Origin of the sequence: Methylotetracoccus oryzae (assembly GCF_006175985.1) — a bacterium.
In the GTDB taxonomy this organism is placed as follows: domain Bacteria; phylum Pseudomonadota; class Gammaproteobacteria; order Methylococcales; family Methylococcaceae; genus Methylotetracoccus; species Methylotetracoccus oryzae.
Window position 1 is genome coordinate 70,741 of the sequence record NZ_SRSH01000001.1, and the last position, 14,525, is coordinate 85,265.

The following is a 14,525-nucleotide window of genomic DNA, read 5'->3' on the forward strand; positions in this document are numbered from 1 at the left end:
GCTAACTGCCACACAGTGCAGGAGCGGCAGGCAACCGCCGTTTAACACGACGACTTTTTCACTGACTTTCGATAGAGAGAATCCACCATGAACACCCCTATCCCAGGGAATGGCAATCCGAACGGGCGCGCATTTCCAGGCGACAACGGTCCAGCCAGGGCAGCCGCCGGACACCAGGCACCGACGGCAGAGACTCACCCGCGCACCGCAGCCCTACGTGTGGCGCCACTGATGTTCGCGGCGGGTTTGACCCTGGCCACCGAGGTCCAGGCGGTTGGCGAGACCACCCGGGTCAGTGTCGATTCCACGGGTATCCAGGGCAAACTCTTATCGATCTTTTCGAGCCTCTCCGCGGACGGGCGTTTCGTGGCGTTTAACAGCGATGCCGGTAATCTCGTCCCGAACGATACCAACCGCAGCATCGATGTCTTTGTTCACGACCGGCTGACGCGACAGACCACCCGCGTCAGCGTCGCCTCCACGGGAGAAGAAGGAAGGGTTAAAGGCAGCAGAAACTATTACTCCAGCACGGCATTTTCTGCCGACGGCCGCTTCGTGGCCTACGGGTCTTTGTTTACCAATCTCGTCCCTGGCGACACCAATGGCACGAGCGATGTTTTCGTACATGATCGGCTCACCGGCATCACGACGCGTGTCAGCGTCGATTCCCTGGGCGAACAGGGCAATAACTTCTCATCCGGCGTGAGCATCTCCGCGGATGGGCGTTTCGTGGCCTTTGCGTCTGAGGCCGACAATCTCGTTCCTGGCGATACCAACAACACATCCGATGTATTCGTGCATGATCGACTCACCGGCATAACGACGCGAGTCAGCATCACTTCTGCTGGCTTACAGGCACAATCCGCTTCGGGAGGGCCTGCGCTTTCCGCCGACGGACGGTACGTCGGCTTTGTGTCCTACGGGGCCGACCTCGCACCTGGGGATGGCATTGGAAGGTCATTCGTCTATGTTCACGATCGGCAGACACATGAGACCACGCGCATCACCCACTATTCCAAGACCGGCATGGCTGACTCCCAGTCCTTCGGTCCGAAGATATCGGCTGACGGACGGTTTGTTGCCTTCTCTTCCGACTATCGCTTTTTTGTCCCTGACGACACCAATGAACAAATCGACGTCTTCGTCCATGACCGCAAGTCCGGCCAGACGAGCCGAGTCAGCGTCGCTTCCGACGGCAGTCAAGCGAACGCCACATCCGATGTTGGCGGCCTCTCGGCGGATGGGCGTTACATCGCGTTCCACTCTGCTGCGTCCAATCTCGCCCCCGGCGACATGGTTATTGGGGGCCCCGATATCTACGTGCACGACCGGTTGAACCACCAGACGACCCGCATCACCCGCGGTAGCTCACGCCTTGGGTACGGTGCGTTCTACCCGCATATTTCTGCTAATGGACGTTTCGTGGCCTTTGAGTCTAACGACAACACTGAGCTTCCGGGCGACAAAAACGGCCCCACTGCCGATATCTTGGTTCGCGACCGCCTGATCGATCGCTCGGCCACGGCCGACCTGGCTGTGACCCAAACCGTCAGCCCGTCGCCCTTCCCGGCGTCCAGCCCGATCACCTACACCGTCACCGTAACCAATCACGGCCCGGACGCCGCCAGCGACGTCACGCTGGTCGACGGACCGTTGAAGGCCTCAGCGGTACCCAGCCAGGGCACCTGCAGCGCCGGAGCCCCCAAGGTCTGTTACCTGGGAACGCTGGCGGCCGGTGCCGACGCGACCGTCACCCTGACCTTGCGTCCCCGCTCGGCCGGCACGACTCGGGTGTGGAATTCCGCGCGGGTCGATGCCGCCCCGGTCGATCCGAACCCCGGCAACAACAAGACCGGCCTACATGTTAGCGCCGCGCCCTAGCCCCTCCAACAGTTCCGATGCACCGCAGGTCTTGCACGACTCGCGGTGCCTGCGGGGCGTAGCCCTCAGTGCCGCACGGCATTCGAGTAGAGGTTGATCACGATCACGCCGGCCACGATCAGCGCAACGCCGATCAGGGCGGGTGTATCCAGTGCCTGTTGGTATAACACCCAACCCAGCAGCGACACGAGGACGACGCCGACGCCGGACCAGATCGCATAGGCGATGCCGACGGGTATCGAGTCCAAGGTCAGCGACAGAAAAAAGAACGCGACCGCGTACCCCGCAAAAACGAGCAACGAGGGCCACAGCCGCGTGAAACCCTCCGCAGACTTCAACGCCGAGGTCGCCACGACCTCGGCGGCGATCGCAATCCCCAGATACACGTAATCCCAGCGCATGTTTCAAACCGGCAAGGTTTCCGACACGAAGCGGTAGACTATCACGCCCGGCCGATGGCAGCGCCGGGACTGGAAAAGCCCCTTAATCCCACCAAAGTTGTGAAATCGTCGTTATGCAACCATCCGAAGTTCGCGACCTGATTCAGGTCGTCCTCCCCGAGGCGCACGTTGCCGTCGAGGGTGAAGGCTGCAGTTTCTCGGTCATCGTCGTCAGCGAGGCGTTCGAGGGCCTGTCGCTGGTCAAGCGGCAGCAGCAGGTTTTGAGCGCAGTCCAGGATCCGCTGTCTACCGGCGCCCTGCACGCGATCACGATCAAGGCTCACACACCGGCGGAATGGCAGGCCCGGCAGGGATAGCCGGCGACGGAGTTGACCGCGCCGACCTACCCGGCTTGACGCGAAACGCCGGATTGCCGAGTGACGCGCGGCGCAAGGCACTTGCACAATCGGCCTAGCCCCTGCATCCTTCGGCAGTCGCGGCCGGCCAGCGGTCTGGCACCTGATGCGTCAGGGCCGGAAGCCACCACTCGACGGGCGAGGCGAGTTCGCGGCCGCCCGGAATCCGCCTGGGAATCACCGCCGCGACGATGATCATGTTCAACCGTTGACCAGGAACGCTCTGGAAGGAGATGTCAGCCGTGTCCGAAAGCCCAGTGATGTCCGCCGTACACTTCACGATCGATTGGATCCAGGCGCGTCTGCGCGAGCGCACCTCGTGGGATGGGTTCACCATCATCATCATATGCCTGATGGTGCTGGTCGCCTCCCCACTGGTCCGCTACGCCGCCTGGGGCGGCTTGCTCTACGGGGCCTGGACGCTGTGGCGCAAGGAGAAACGAACCCCGACCGCCGTAAAATCCGCCGTGAAATGAGCCTTCGCACCCCAGGCTGGACCGCCGGACCCGGCGCGGCCGTGCTGCTGTCGCTCGCCGCTGCGCTGTTCTCGGGCTGCGCCGGGGACGGCAAGACGCTGTCACAGGAACTGGACCCGGATGCGGACCAGCGGATCACCCGCCAGGACGAAGTCGCCGTGGAGGTCGTTGCGGTGGCCGGCCTGGACGTCGGTGCTCTTGATCTGCGACGGCTGGCCAAGACCCTCCGCGACCGGATCGACCGGCGGAAAGCCGCGATCCCGTCACCCCGCCCCGCTCGCCGCTTCGACCTGTCGCTGACGATCACCCGCTATGACGGCGGCCAGGCCGCGGGAGCGCCGGGCGCGGGGCAGACCCATATCGATGGCTGGCGCCTGCTGACGAATCCCGACATCATCGCCCGCGCCCACCGTTACCGTGACCGGGTCGTCGACCGACAGACCTTTGACTGGGGACGTGCCTATGCCACACCGACACCGGTGGAAACGGTCGAGGGCGACTTCGCGGACGCGGTGGCCTCGGATCTGTTCGACGCTCAATGACCGCTTGAGCCGGTCGCGGGGCGAACCCCTCGGGAAGCCTCGCGCTCAGCGCTGCTCTATCATCCGGACGCGCTGCGTGACGTTGCACAACAGCACGTAGGGGATCGTGTTTGCGTGGCGGGCGACTTCCTCGACCGGCAGCCCCTGCCCCCACAGCGTGACCGTATCGCCGACGTGGGCCTGCGGGTGCTCGGTCAAGTCGACCGTGATCATGTCCATCGATACGCGCCCGATCAGCGGAGCGCTTTGCTCGTTGACCAGCACCGGCGTGCCCGAGGCGGCACTCCGCGGATAGCCGTCGCCATACCCGATCGACGCGATGCCCATGCGGGTCGGATGGGGACAGATCCAGTCGCCGCCGTAACCGACCGGATCGCCGCGCCGCAAGTTCTTGATCGCGATCAGTCGCGTCTTCAAGGTCATAACCGGCCGGAAGCCGTCCTTGGCACCCGAGCGGAACGGGAATGGGGAGACGCCGTACAGCGCGAGGCCCGGGCGCACCCATTCCGCGTGCGATGCCGGCCAGGCGAGCAGGCCTGCCGAATTGGCGGCGACCCGCTCGACGGGATCGGAGGCGACGCCGTTGAACACCGCCAGCTGCCGTTCGGTCGTCGTGTCGGTCACGACATCGGCGTTGGCCAGATGCGTCATGATCGGCAGGGGATCCTTCAAGTGAACATTGCCCGACAGCCGCTGATAGCAGTCCCGGAACTCGGCCGGATCCAGCCCCAGCCGATGCATCCCGGTGTCGAGCTTGACCCAGGCGCCGAGCCGCGTGTCCCGCGGCGGGTGTTGCTCCAGGAGGTCGATCTGATGCACCGAGTGGATGACCGGCTCCAGGTCGAAGCGTGCGTGCAACTCCAGTTCTTCCGGGCAGATGAACCCCTGCAGCACCACGATCCGTTGCCGGATTCCGGCTTCCCGCAAGGCCACGCCTTCGTCGAGCCGCGCGACGGCGAAGGCATCGGCAGTCGGCAGCGCCGAAGCAACACGCACCATGCCGTGGCCATAGGCATTGGCCTTGATGACCGCCATGACCTTGGCCCTGGGCGCGGCCTCGCGCAACCGCGAAAGATTGTGCTCCAGAGCCCCGAGATCAAGCTCCGCGAATGCCGCCGGCGTCATGCTCAGAAGCCCTGGTCGGAATACGGGTCGGCGATGAAATTCTCGAAGCGCGTGAACTGACCGAGAAACGTCAGCCGGGTCGTGCCTATCGGGCCGTTACGCTGCTTCGCGATGATGATTTCGGCCGTGCCCTTGTCGGCCGTATCGGGGTGATACACCTCGTCGCGATAAATGAAGACGATCAGGTCGGCGTCCTGCTCGATCGAGCCGGATTCACGCAGATCGGACATCACCGGCCGTTTGTTGGGGCGCTGCTCCAGATTGCGGTTGAGCTGCGACAGTGCGATGACCGGCACGTTCAGCTCCTTGGCCAGCGCCTTCAACGAGCGCGAGATATCGGAGATTTCGGCGGTACGGTTCTCGCCACTCCCGGGGGACTGCATCAGCTGCAGGTAGTCGAGCACGACCAGACCCAGCTGGCCGTGCTCGCGGTGCAACCGGCGGCAGCGCGCGCGAACTTCCGTGGGTGTCAGGGCCGGCGTATCGTCGATGAACATCGCCGTCTCCGCCAGGATGTTAATGGCCGACGTCATCCGCGGCCACTCGTCATCCTCCAGCTTACCGGTACGCACCCGGTGCTGGTCGATCCGGCCCAGCGAAGACATCATGCGCATCGCCAGTTGCTCGCCGGGCATTTCCATGCTGAACACCGCGACCGGCACCTTCTCGCGTATGGCCACATGCTCGGCCAGATTCATCGCGAACGTGGTCTTGCCCATGGAAGGACGGCCGGCGACGATGATCAGGTCGGAGGCCTGCATGCCCGAGGTCATCTCGTCGAAGTCGGTGAAGCCGCTGCTGACGCCGGTGATGTGCCCTTCCTGCTTGAACAAGGTGTCGATGCGATCGATCGCTTTCGCCAACAGCCCCTTGATCGAGTTGAAACCGCCTGCGCCGCGCGAGCGCTGCTCGGCGATCTGAAACACGCGCTGCTCCGCCTCCTCCAGCAGGCGCTGGATCGGGCGTTCGCCGGGCTGGTAGGCCGAATCCGCGATTTCGGTACCGACGTGGATCAGCTGGCGCAGTACCGAGCGCTCGCGCACGATGTCCGCATAGGCCGCGATATTGGCGGCGCTGGGCGTCTCCTTGGCGAGCAGCGCCAGATACGCCAGCCCGCCGGCGGACTCGAGGTCGCCGACCTTTTCCATCCACTCGGACAGCGTGACCGCATCGAATGGAGTCTGCGTCTCCGCCAGCTTCCGGATCGCACGGAAGATGGTCCGGTGCTCCTTGGTGTAGAAGTCCTCTTCCCCGACCCGGTCCGCGACGGTGTCCCAGGTTTCGTTGTCCAGCATCAGACCGCCCAGCAGGGACTGCTCGGCCTGTACCGAGTTCGGCGGCACCCTGATGGCGGCGACCTTCCGGTCCTCCTCAAAGGCAATATCCGTCATGTTCCTTCCCGAATCGCCGCAATCAGACCGCTGGTCGAAAAGCCCTCGACATAGTCCAGCAACTGCACCGTCCCGCCATGCGCGAGCACGCAATCGTGCCCGGCGACCGCGCCGACGTCCCGGTAATCGCCGCCCTTGACCAGAACGTCGGGCAGGATTCGGCAAATTGCCTCGCGCGGCGTGTCGTCGTCGAAGAAACTGACCCAGTCAACGCACTCCAGCGCGGCGAGCATGTCCATGCGGTGGTCAAGACCGTTGACCGGCCGCTCTTCGCCCTTGAGTCGCCGGACCGAGGCATCGCTGTTGACCAGTACGATCAGCCGATCGCCCAAGGCTCTGGCCTGGCGCAGATAGCTCACATGTCCCGGGTGAAGGATGTCGAAACAGCCGTTGGTAGCGACGATCCGCTCGCCACGCGCCTTGGCCGCGGCCACGAGTCGCAACAATTCGTCGAGGCCCACGACCCCGTGGTGCTCGGCCCGCGGACCCTCGATAGCCGTCCCCAGTTCGTCCACGCTGATCGTGGCCGTGCCGAGTTTGCCGACGACGATACCGGCTGCGAGGTTGGCGAGGCGGGTCGCATCCGCCCAGGACTGGCCGGCCGCGCGGGCGGCCGCCAGCACCGACAGCACGGTATCCCCGGCTCCCGTCACATCGAAGACCTCTTTCGCGTGGGCCCGCAGATGCAGCGGCGGCCGGCCGCGCTCGAACAGCGTCATGCCGGCCTCGCCGCGAGTCACCAGCAATACCTCCAGGTCGAGTTCCTGGAGCAGCGCTGCAGCCTTGGCGCAAAACCCGGCCTCATCGTCGGATCGACCGGCGACGGCTTCGAACTCGCTCAGATTGGGCGTTAGAGCGGTCGCGTGGCGGTAACGACTGAAATCGCTGCCCTTGGGATCGACCAGCACCGGCTTGCCGGCTGCCAGCGCCTGCGCAATCAGTGCTTCGATCTGGCTCAAGGTGCCTTTCGCATAATCCGAGAGCACCACCGCGTCGGCGTCCGCCAGATCGGCGGCGAAGCGATCCAGCAGCCCGCTCGGTTCCTCCGGCATCAAGGGTTCCTCGAAGTCGAGCCGGATGAGCTGTTGATGCTGGCTGATGATGCGCAGCTTGGTGATCGTCGGATGGTGCGGCAGCTGCTCCAGCCGGCAGCGCACGCCGGATCGTTCGAGCAGGTCCGACAGCGCATCGCCGGCCTCGTCGCGGCCGCGATAACCCACCAGGGTCACGGAACAGCCCAGACGGGCCAGATTCAGCGCGACATTGCCGGCGCCCCCGGCACGCTCCTCGTACTGCTGTATTCGCACGATCGGAACGGGAGCTTCCGGCGAGATGCGCGTGGCAGGCCCGAACCAGTAACGGTCCAGCATCGTATCGCCGGCAACCAGCAGGCGAGCGGTGGAGAATTCGGGGAGATTCATGAGGAAGGTGTCGAAAACGCGGCTAGCGTACCACAGCGGCAGCCGGATACGGGGCACGGCCGCACCGACCGCGCGCCGCCGGGTCCGCGAACCCGCGACGAGGGCATGGCTGGCCTGCGCAGCGGCTCAGCCCCCGCCCTGGAGTCGATCGAGCAGCCGGTCTACCGCACTCACCAGGGCATCCACCATCTCGTCACCGGCCGCCAGGTGCCCGGCATTCGGCAACATCGTCAGTTCAGCGTCCGGCAGATGGCGCTGCAAGGTCAGTGCGGCCTCGGGCGGACAAACCAGGTCGCGGCGGCCATGGATGAGGATCGCCGGACGATGCCGAACCGCGGCGCAGGCATCCAGCACCTGACCCTCCGCGACGAAGTAACGTCGGCGGGCATAGTGCAACTCGATGCGCGCGCGGTGGACCGTGGTCAATGAGACATGTTCGACGCCCTCGGCGGCGGGCCGATACGCTTCGCCCAGCGCGACGCGACTGGACCAGGCGTCCCAGTCGCGCGCCATGCGCCGCTGCGCCAGTTCGTCAGGACCATGCAGCCGGGCTTCGATTGCGGCCAGCAGATCGCTGCCTCCTCCGGGCGAAAGGCCCGCCGCCAGTTGAGCCCAGGCCTCGGGGTAAATGCGCGGCGCACCGTCGCGGATGAACCACTGCAGATCCTGCTCGCGTGCCAGGAAACTTCCGCGCAGGATCAATCCCGCGACCCGCTCCGGGTAACACTGACCATAGAGCAAGGCCAGCGCCGCTCCCCACGAGCCTCCGAACAAGATCCAACGGGGTATGTCGAGCGCGATACGTATCTGCTCGAGATCCTCGATCAAGGCCGAGGTGGTGTTGTGTTCCAGCCTGCCCGACGGCACGGAACGGCCGGCGCCGCGCTGGTCCACCAACACCGCGCGGCAGCGGGCGGGATCGAAAAAACGCCGATGTTCCGCCCGACAGCCCGAACCCGGCCCGCCATGCAGGAACAGTACAGGGACGCCGTCGGGATGACCGCACTCCTCGAAATAGACCTGATGACCCTCGCGCTCCAGGGTGTGGGTCGAATAAGGCTCCAGCGGTGGATGCAGAACACGCATCGCGTGAGGAATCGGGGGTCCGAGGCCGTAATTGAAGCGAAGACTTGGGAGCGGATACTAGCCGCTGTCCGCCCCCTGACACAATGGGGTAGGGCATGCATTCGCCTTGCGGATCGAGGAGCGGCAGCCCACAAAAAAGGGGGATGTTGCCATCCCCCTTTTTGCGCTGCGATGTCGCCTGAGCTTAGAAGCCGAAGCCCAGAGTACCGCCGACCATCAGGCCGTCGATGTTGGTCTGCTTCAGAGCGACCGCACCGCCGCCGGGCAAGCGCGCGCGGTAGTTGAAGTCGCCGCCGGTGAAGTTGTACCGGAAGTCGACGCCGGCCCACAGGTTTTCCCAGAGGCGGTACTCGACACCGGTACCGAGCATCAGGCCGGGATTCAACACCGTGACGCCGCTGGACGGCGGGCTGATGACGTTGATCGACAGACCGAACGGGATGATCCACGGACGCAGGTTGCCGTCCAGCAGATTGAACTTCATCTTCGGCGAGGCGCTGATCGTCAACTGGGTCAGCTGGTTTTCGATCTGCAACGGGGTCAGCGCGCCGACCAATGCGTTATAGCTGGTGCCGAAGTTCATGTACTGGAACATGACTTCGCCGTCGACGGCCATCAGGTCCGTCATGCCCCAGGTGTCGTCCGTCAGCCGGTGATCGAATCCGGCACCGACGTACCAGCCATCGCCGTTGTTCGTCTCTACCGGACCCGGGTTCAGAATCTGATTGTTCAGCAGCAGTTCGCCGTCGCGGTTGCTGGTCATGTGCGTGAAGCCGCCGCGGAAGAACAGCAGGCTCTTCGGCTTCTTGACCGTCTCCTCGTCCTGGGCCAGCTTCTGTTCGGTCTGGACCTGACGCTGCTCGGTCTGCTCAAGACGCTGTGCGCTCTCCTGAGCGGCTCTCTGCGACTCGGCCTTCGACGCCGCCAGTTCCGAACGGAGTGCCTGCATCTCCGCTTCCATTGAATTCAGACGGCTTTCCAGCAGTGCGGTCGAACTGGCGCTGTGCCCGTGGGCCTCGGCAGAGCCCGAGACTCCGCCCAGGACCGCGACAGAGGCGGCAATTGCGGCCGTAACGGCCGCGGTATTCTTGGTCTTTTTCATCGCTACTCCCCTCCAAACTGTTGTCACTGTTGCGGTTGCATACCAACAACAAATAGTTGTTCAGCGTCCCAACATTACCACAAAAATCATCTGTACAACAACTTGATTTCCACAGACGATCTACCGTGTCAACGAAATAAACCAAGCAAAGCGCAAGTGATTTTATATAATTGCCGGTCAATTTTGATTCGTATCGGATTTCGCGCGCGTCTGCAGCCCTCGACACCGCCCCTCAGGCGGACTTGTTCCGCTGGCGCTCTCCTCGACGGCAGTCACCCGACTGCTGCATCAAAACAACAAGGAGTCAGCGAGCCATCGGATCCCAGGACCGATCGACCGGCATACATCAAACAGGATTCAAATGGCCATCAAAAACCGTCTGCACCGGAGTGAACTGGCAGTACCCGGCAGCAACAAGCGCATGCTCGAAAAGGCACCGACGTCGGGAGCCGACATCGTCTTCCTGGATCTCGAAGACGCCGTGGCACCCGATGACAAGGCGCAAGCGCGCGCCAACATCATCGAGGCCCTGTCGATTTATGACTGGTCACGGTGCGCCGTCTCCATCCGTATCAATGGACTGGACACTCATTTCTGCTATCGCGACCTGGTCGAGATCGTCGAGGCCTGCGGTGACAAGCTCGACACGATCCTGATTCCGAAGGTCGGCAGCCCGGAGGACGTCTACTTCGTCGCGACCATGCTGTCGCAGATCGAACAGGCCAGGGGCTTCGCCCCGATCAACATTCATGTGCTGATCGAGACCGCGATGGGCATGGCCAATGTCGAGGCCATCGCGCGGTGCTGCCCCGAACGCATGGAAGCCATGGTATTTGGCGTCGCCGACTATGCCGCATCGGTCCGCGCCCGCACCACACAGATTGGGGGAGCCAACCCGGAGTACGGCATGCTGACCGACCCCAACGATGGCGGCGAGCGTTTCTTCCACTGGGGCGATCAATGGCATTTTGGCTTGTCCCGGATGGCGGCCGCCTGTCGCGCCTACGGCTTGCGCCCGATCGACGGGCCCTTCGGCGATTTCAGCGATCCCGAGGGCTTTCGCGCCGCCGCGCGCCGAGCAGCAGCGCTGGGCTGCGAGGGTAAGTGGGCGATCCACCCGTCCCAAGTGGCACTCGCCAACGAAGTCTTCACCCCGACCGAGAAGGAAGTAGACCGGGCGCACCGCATCATCGAGGCCATGCAGCAAGCCGCTCGGGAAGGCAAAGGCGCCGTGTCACTCGACGGGCGACTGATCGACGCGGCCTCGATCCGCATGGCCGAAAACGTCGTCACCCAGATAAATCAGATCGAATCCCGCCGGAACGTCCCGTAGGCGCGCGGAGGACTCGAACGCCGATCCGCCGACACATCCGCGGCGCAAACGCAATCGATCAGGAGAGCACACTGTGAACATCCATGAGTATCAGGCCAAAGAACTACTGAAAACCTACGGCGTTCCCGTCCCCTTGGGCGGAGTGGCCTACTCGGACAAACAGGCGGCTAACGTCGCCGAAGAAATCAGCGGCGACCGTTGGGTCGTCAAGGCGCAGATCCATGCCGGCGGCCGCGGCAAAGCCGGCGGCGTCCGGCTGGCCCATTCGATCGGCGAGGTGCGGCAAGCGGCCGACAACATGCTGGGCCGTCGGCTAGTGACCCATCAGACCGGTCCCGGAGGGTCTCTGGTCCAGCGCATCTGGATCGAACAGGCCAGCGACATCGCCAAGGAATACTACCTGGGCTTCGTGATCGACCGCGGCAGTCAGCGCATTACGATGATCGCCTCCTCCGAAGGAGGCATGGACATCGAGGAAGTCAACCGCACGCACCCGGAAAAAGTGATCAAGGAGACGGTCGATCCGGCCATCGGATTGCGCGACTTCCAGTGCCGCAAGGTGGCTGCCGCCATGGGCCTGCGCGGCAAGCTGATGCCCCAGGCCGTCAAGATCATGAAGGCCATCTATCGCTGTATCCGCGACAAGGATGCGTTGCTTGCGGAAATCAATCCGCTCGCAGTCAATAAGAATGATCAGCTCGTGGCGCTGGACGCCAAAATCACGTTCGACGACAACGCGCTGTATCGCCAGCACCAGATCAATGAAATGCGCGACTTCGACGAGGAAGACCCGAAGGAGGTCGAAGCGTCCGGCCACGGTCTCAATTACATTGCGCTGGACGGCAGCATCGGCTGCATCGTCAACGGCGCGGGTCTCGCGATGGCCACCATGGATGCGATCACACTGCACGGCGGCCGGCCGGCCAATTTCCTCGATGTCGGCGGCGGCGCTTCCCCGGAGAAGGTGACCAATGCCTGCCGGATCGTATTGCAGGACCCGAATGTCAAGGCGATCCTGGTCAATATTTTCGCCGGCATCAATCGCTGTGACTGGATCGCCAAGGGCCTGATCCAGGCCATGGAAAGCCTCAACATTACCGCTCCGATGGTCGTTCGGCTGGCCGGAACGAATGTCGAGGCGGGCCGGGAACTCCTCGAGAGCTCAGGGCTGTCGTTCATCACCGCACAAAACCTCGACGACGCCGCTGCGAAGGCTGTCGCTGCTGCCCAGGGCTAAACCATGAGCGTATTCGTCAACAAGGATTCCAAGGTCATCTTCCAGGGCTTCACCGGCGAGCACGCCACCTTCCATGCTCAGGATGCCATCAATATTGGCACCCAGGTCGTCGGCGGCGTCACGCCGGGCAAAGGCGGCACCCGCCACCTGGGGCTGCCGGTGTTCGATACCGTGGCGTCAGCCGTCAGGGAGACGGGTGCCGATGTCTCGGGAGTTTTCGTACCGCCGCCATTCGCCGTCGACGCCGTGATGGAAGCCATCGATGCCGGCATCAAGGTCGTCGTCGTCATCGCCGACGGCGTGCCCGTGCAGGACATGGTCCGGTTGCAGCGGTACCGCGAAGGGAAGGACTGCATCGTGATCGGCCCCAACACGCCCGGCATCATCACGCCCGGCGAATGCAAGGTCGGCATCATGCCCGCGAATATCTACAAGAAGGGCCGGATCGGCGTCGTGTCGCGCTCCGGCACCTTGAACTATGAGGCCACCGAACAGATGTCGGCACTCGGCCTCGGCCAGAGTTCCTCGGTTGGAATCGGCGGCGACCCCGTCAACGGCACCGATTTCGTCACCGTGCTGCGCGCTTTCGAAGCCGATCCGGACACCGATTTGATCGTCATGATCGGTGAGATCGGCGGACCGCAAGAGGTGGCGGCCGCCCAGTGGGCGAAAGCCAACATGACGAAACCCATCGTCGGCTTCGTGGCCGGCGTCTCGTCCCCACCCGGGCGCCGGATGGGACACGCGGGAGCGATCATCGCCGGTACCTCAGACACTGCCAATGCCAAGATGGACGCAATGGAAGAACTTGGGCTGTACGTGGCGCGCAATCCTGCGCACATCGGTCAGGCCGTGATGCGCGCCCTCACTGAAAACGGCATCAAGTACTGAGTACGGCGCGCACCCGACACCGCCACTCTGCCGTAGCCTGTTACCGAGCGAGGCCCTCCCGATGAAGCAGATTACCCCCACGCAGCTGCAAGAGCGCTTGCAGTCGGATGAGAAACATTCCGTCGTCTTGCTCGACGTTCGGGAACCGCTGGAATTTCGGCACGCCCACATCGCGGGCAGTATCCATATCCCGATGCAGGAGGTTCCGCGGCGCCTGAACGAACTCGGTCCCGATGCTGAGATTGTCGTGATCTGCCACCACGGCATGCGCAGCGCCCAGGTCGCAGGATTCCTCGAGGGGCGCGGGTTCAGCAACGTAACCAACCTGAGCGGGGGCATCGATGCGTGGTCGGTGCAGGTCGATCCCAGCCTTCCCCGCTACTAGCCACCGACGGTGATCGCCGTCATCCAGCGCGTGACCCGCGCCTCCGTCGACGTGGCCGATGAACGCATCGCCACCATCGGCCGGGGCATACTGGCTCTCGTCGCCGTCGAGAAGGGCGACGGGAAACCACAGGTGGAGCGGTTGGCCGAGCGATTGCTCGGCTATCGCGTCTTCCCCGACCCGGAAGGACGGATGAACCTGAGTCTTGACGAAATCGGCGGTGAACTGCTGCTGGTTTCGCAATTCACTTTGGCCGCCGACACGGCAAAGGGGCGGCGGCCGAGCTTCACCCCGGCGGCAGAACCGGCACTCGGTGCAGCGCTGTTCGACGCGCTCCTCGACGAATGCCGGCGCCACCTCGGCGAGGGGCGCGTTGCCTGTGGCCGCTTCGGCGCGGACATGCTCGTCTCGCTGGTCAATGACGGCCCCGTCACCTTCATCCTGAAGGCGCCGCCGGATCGATTGCCCCACTAACGCGTATCGCCACAATAGGCGGTGTGCGCGCTGCGGCCAGATCCAGAGGGGATACTTAAGCGAGAGGGTTAAACGAACCTGCTTGGCGAGGCGATACCAAGCTGTCGTGCAAAGTGGAAGTCAAGCGGTGGTGCCAACGCGAGCCACGTGACTCTGCGCGGGAAGCAAGTTGCGCCGAGCGACACTAGGCGATGCCGTATGCGGCGGTTCGGGGCGGTAGGTTGCGCTCGGTCATTGCGGGTCGACCGACGGGACATGAACGGCTGGAGTCGCACGGACTTGCCGGAGAAAGGTTTGTTGCAGGGCTGACGTTTATCCCCAGCTCTGCAACAAACCCGAATAGTTGCTCCTCCTGAACTTTCGTTCCCTTGCTGCATTTCATGAG

15 protein-coding genes are annotated in these 14,525 nt (G+C 63.8%); 9 read left to right on the top strand and 6 right to left on the bottom strand.

The genetic code is table 11. The features are described from left to right. The first annotated feature begins 87 nt into the window (after positions 1 to 87). Entirely contained in the window at positions 88 to 1,881 is a 1,794-nt protein-coding gene (locus BWR02_RS00290) for a DUF11 domain-containing protein (protein ID WP_139555796.1), read from the top strand. A 65-nt stretch (positions 1,882 to 1,946) separates the two neighbouring features. Here the strand turns inward: BWR02_RS00290 and BWR02_RS00295 are convergent, their stop codons facing one another. Next, positions 1,947 to 2,282 carry an SMR family transporter gene (locus BWR02_RS00295; protein ID WP_139555797.1) on the bottom strand — a complete coding sequence of 112 codons (336 nt, stop codon included), beginning with the start codon at positions 2,280 to 2,282 and terminating at the stop codon, positions 1,947 to 1,949. Between the two features lie 113 nt (positions 2,283 to 2,395). Here BWR02_RS00295 and BWR02_RS00300 point away from each other — a divergent pair, with 113 nt between their 5' ends. The 3 genes from BWR02_RS00300 to BWR02_RS00310 all read left to right on the top strand — a co-directional run bounded on the left by BWR02_RS00300 (position 2,396) and on the right by BWR02_RS00310 (position 3,695). Beyond that, entirely contained in the window at positions 2,396 to 2,638 is a 243-nt protein-coding gene (locus BWR02_RS00300) for a BolA family protein (RefSeq protein WP_139555798.1), read from the top strand. A 281-nt stretch (positions 2,639 to 2,919) separates the two neighbouring features. Next, entirely contained in the window at positions 2,920 to 3,153 is a 234-nt protein-coding gene (locus BWR02_RS00305) for a hypothetical protein (RefSeq protein WP_139555799.1), read from the top strand. Then, positions 3,150 to 3,695 (top strand): hypothetical protein, encoded by a 546-nt coding sequence (locus BWR02_RS00310; RefSeq protein ID WP_139555800.1) that lies wholly within the window; start codon positions 3,150 to 3,152, stop codon positions 3,693 to 3,695. The genes BWR02_RS00305 and BWR02_RS00310 overlap by 4 nt, the downstream gene beginning before the upstream one ends. 45 nt (positions 3,696 to 3,740) lie before the next feature. Here the strand turns inward: BWR02_RS00310 and alr are convergent, their stop codons facing one another. The 5 genes from alr to BWR02_RS00335 form a co-directional block, all read right to left on the bottom strand. Beyond that, entirely contained in the window at positions 3,741 to 4,820 is a 1,080-nt protein-coding gene (gene alr, locus BWR02_RS00315; protein WP_139555801.1) for an alanine racemase, read from the bottom strand. A gap of 2 nt (positions 4,821 to 4,822) precedes the next feature. Next, a complete protein-coding gene (dnaB, locus tag BWR02_RS00320; RefSeq protein WP_139555802.1) occupies positions 4,823 to 6,211 on the bottom strand; it encodes a replicative DNA helicase in 1,389 nt (462 codons plus the stop codon). Further along, positions 6,208 to 7,632 (bottom strand): bifunctional D-glycero-beta-D-manno-heptose-7-phosphate kinase/D-glycero-beta-D-manno-heptose 1-phosphate adenylyltransferase HldE, encoded by a 1,425-nt coding sequence (gene hldE, locus BWR02_RS00325; protein ID WP_139555803.1) that lies wholly within the window; start codon positions 7,630 to 7,632, stop codon positions 6,208 to 6,210. The genes dnaB and hldE overlap by 4 nt, the downstream gene beginning before the upstream one ends. 126 nt (positions 7,633 to 7,758) lie before the next feature. After that, positions 7,759 to 8,718: a prolyl aminopeptidase gene (pip, locus tag BWR02_RS00330; RefSeq protein WP_139555804.1), complete on the bottom strand. Its 960-nt coding sequence runs from the start codon at positions 8,716 to 8,718 to the stop codon at positions 7,759 to 7,761. A 184-nt stretch (positions 8,719 to 8,902) separates the two neighbouring features. Beyond that, positions 8,903 to 9,820 carry a hypothetical protein gene (locus tag BWR02_RS00335; RefSeq protein WP_139555805.1) on the bottom strand — a complete coding sequence of 306 codons (918 nt, stop codon included), beginning with the start codon at positions 9,818 to 9,820 and terminating at the stop codon, positions 8,903 to 8,905. A 361-nt stretch (positions 9,821 to 10,181) separates the two neighbouring features. Here BWR02_RS00335 and BWR02_RS00340 point away from each other — a divergent pair, with 361 nt between their 5' ends. The 5 genes from BWR02_RS00340 to dtd all read left to right on the top strand — a co-directional run bounded on the left by BWR02_RS00340 (position 10,182) and on the right by dtd (position 14,140). Continuing rightward, positions 10,182 to 11,153, top strand: coding sequence for an HpcH/HpaI aldolase/citrate lyase family protein (locus BWR02_RS00340; protein WP_139555806.1), 972 nt, complete (start codon positions 10,182 to 10,184; stop codon positions 11,151 to 11,153). Between the two features lie 73 nt (positions 11,154 to 11,226). Next, complete coding sequence (gene sucC, locus BWR02_RS00345; RefSeq protein WP_139555807.1) at positions 11,227 to 12,390, top strand: ADP-forming succinate--CoA ligase subunit beta; 1,164 nt, start codon at positions 11,227 to 11,229, stop codon at positions 12,388 to 12,390. 3 nt (positions 12,391 to 12,393) lie between these two features. Next, on the top strand, positions 12,394 to 13,281 hold the full coding sequence (sucD, locus tag BWR02_RS00350) for a succinate--CoA ligase subunit alpha (protein ID WP_139555808.1): 888 nt from the start codon (positions 12,394 to 12,396) through the stop codon (positions 13,279 to 13,281). Between the two features lie 61 nt (positions 13,282 to 13,342). Then, on the top strand, positions 13,343 to 13,666 hold the full coding sequence (locus BWR02_RS00355) for a rhodanese-like domain-containing protein (protein ID WP_139555809.1): 324 nt from the start codon (positions 13,343 to 13,345) through the stop codon (positions 13,664 to 13,666). A 9-nt stretch (positions 13,667 to 13,675) separates the two neighbouring features. Beyond that, positions 13,676 to 14,140: a D-aminoacyl-tRNA deacylase gene (gene dtd, locus BWR02_RS00360; protein WP_139555810.1), complete on the top strand. Its 465-nt coding sequence runs from the start codon at positions 13,676 to 13,678 to the stop codon at positions 14,138 to 14,140. Positions 14,141 to 14,525 lie beyond the last annotated feature (385 nt).

Coding starts and splice junctions, on each gene's coding strand:
- BWR02_RS00340 (WP_139555806.1), top strand. CDS start 10,182: ATGGCCATCAAAAACCGTCTGCACCGGAGTGAACTGGCAGTACCCGGC.
- sucD (WP_139555808.1), top strand. CDS start 12,394: ATGAGCGTATTCGTCAACAAGGATTCCAAGGTCATCTTCCAGGGCTTC.
- pip (WP_139555804.1), bottom strand. CDS start 8,718: ATGCGTGTTCTGCATCCACCGCTGGAGCCTTATTCGACCCACACCCTG.
- dnaB (WP_139555802.1), bottom strand. CDS start 6,211: ATGACGGATATTGCCTTTGAGGAGGACCGGAAGGTCGCCGCCATCAGG.
- BWR02_RS00300 (WP_139555798.1), top strand. CDS start 2,396: ATGCAACCATCCGAAGTTCGCGACCTGATTCAGGTCGTCCTCCCCGAG.
- BWR02_RS00310 (WP_139555800.1), top strand. CDS start 3,150: ATGAGCCTTCGCACCCCAGGCTGGACCGCCGGACCCGGCGCGGCCGTG.
- hldE (WP_139555803.1), bottom strand. CDS start 7,632: ATGAATCTCCCCGAATTCTCCACCGCTCGCCTGCTGGTTGCCGGCGAT.
- alr (WP_139555801.1), bottom strand. CDS start 4,820: ATGACGCCGGCGGCATTCGCGGAGCTTGATCTCGGGGCTCTGGAGCAC.
- BWR02_RS00295 (WP_139555797.1), bottom strand. CDS start 2,282: ATGCGCTGGGATTACGTGTATCTGGGGATTGCGATCGCCGCCGAGGTC.
- BWR02_RS00290 (WP_139555796.1), top strand. CDS start 88: ATGAACACCCCTATCCCAGGGAATGGCAATCCGAACGGGCGCGCATTT.
- BWR02_RS00355 (WP_139555809.1), top strand. CDS start 13,343: ATGAAGCAGATTACCCCCACGCAGCTGCAAGAGCGCTTGCAGTCGGAT.
- BWR02_RS00335 (WP_139555805.1), bottom strand. CDS start 9,820: ATGAAAAAGACCAAGAATACCGCGGCCGTTACGGCCGCAATTGCCGCC.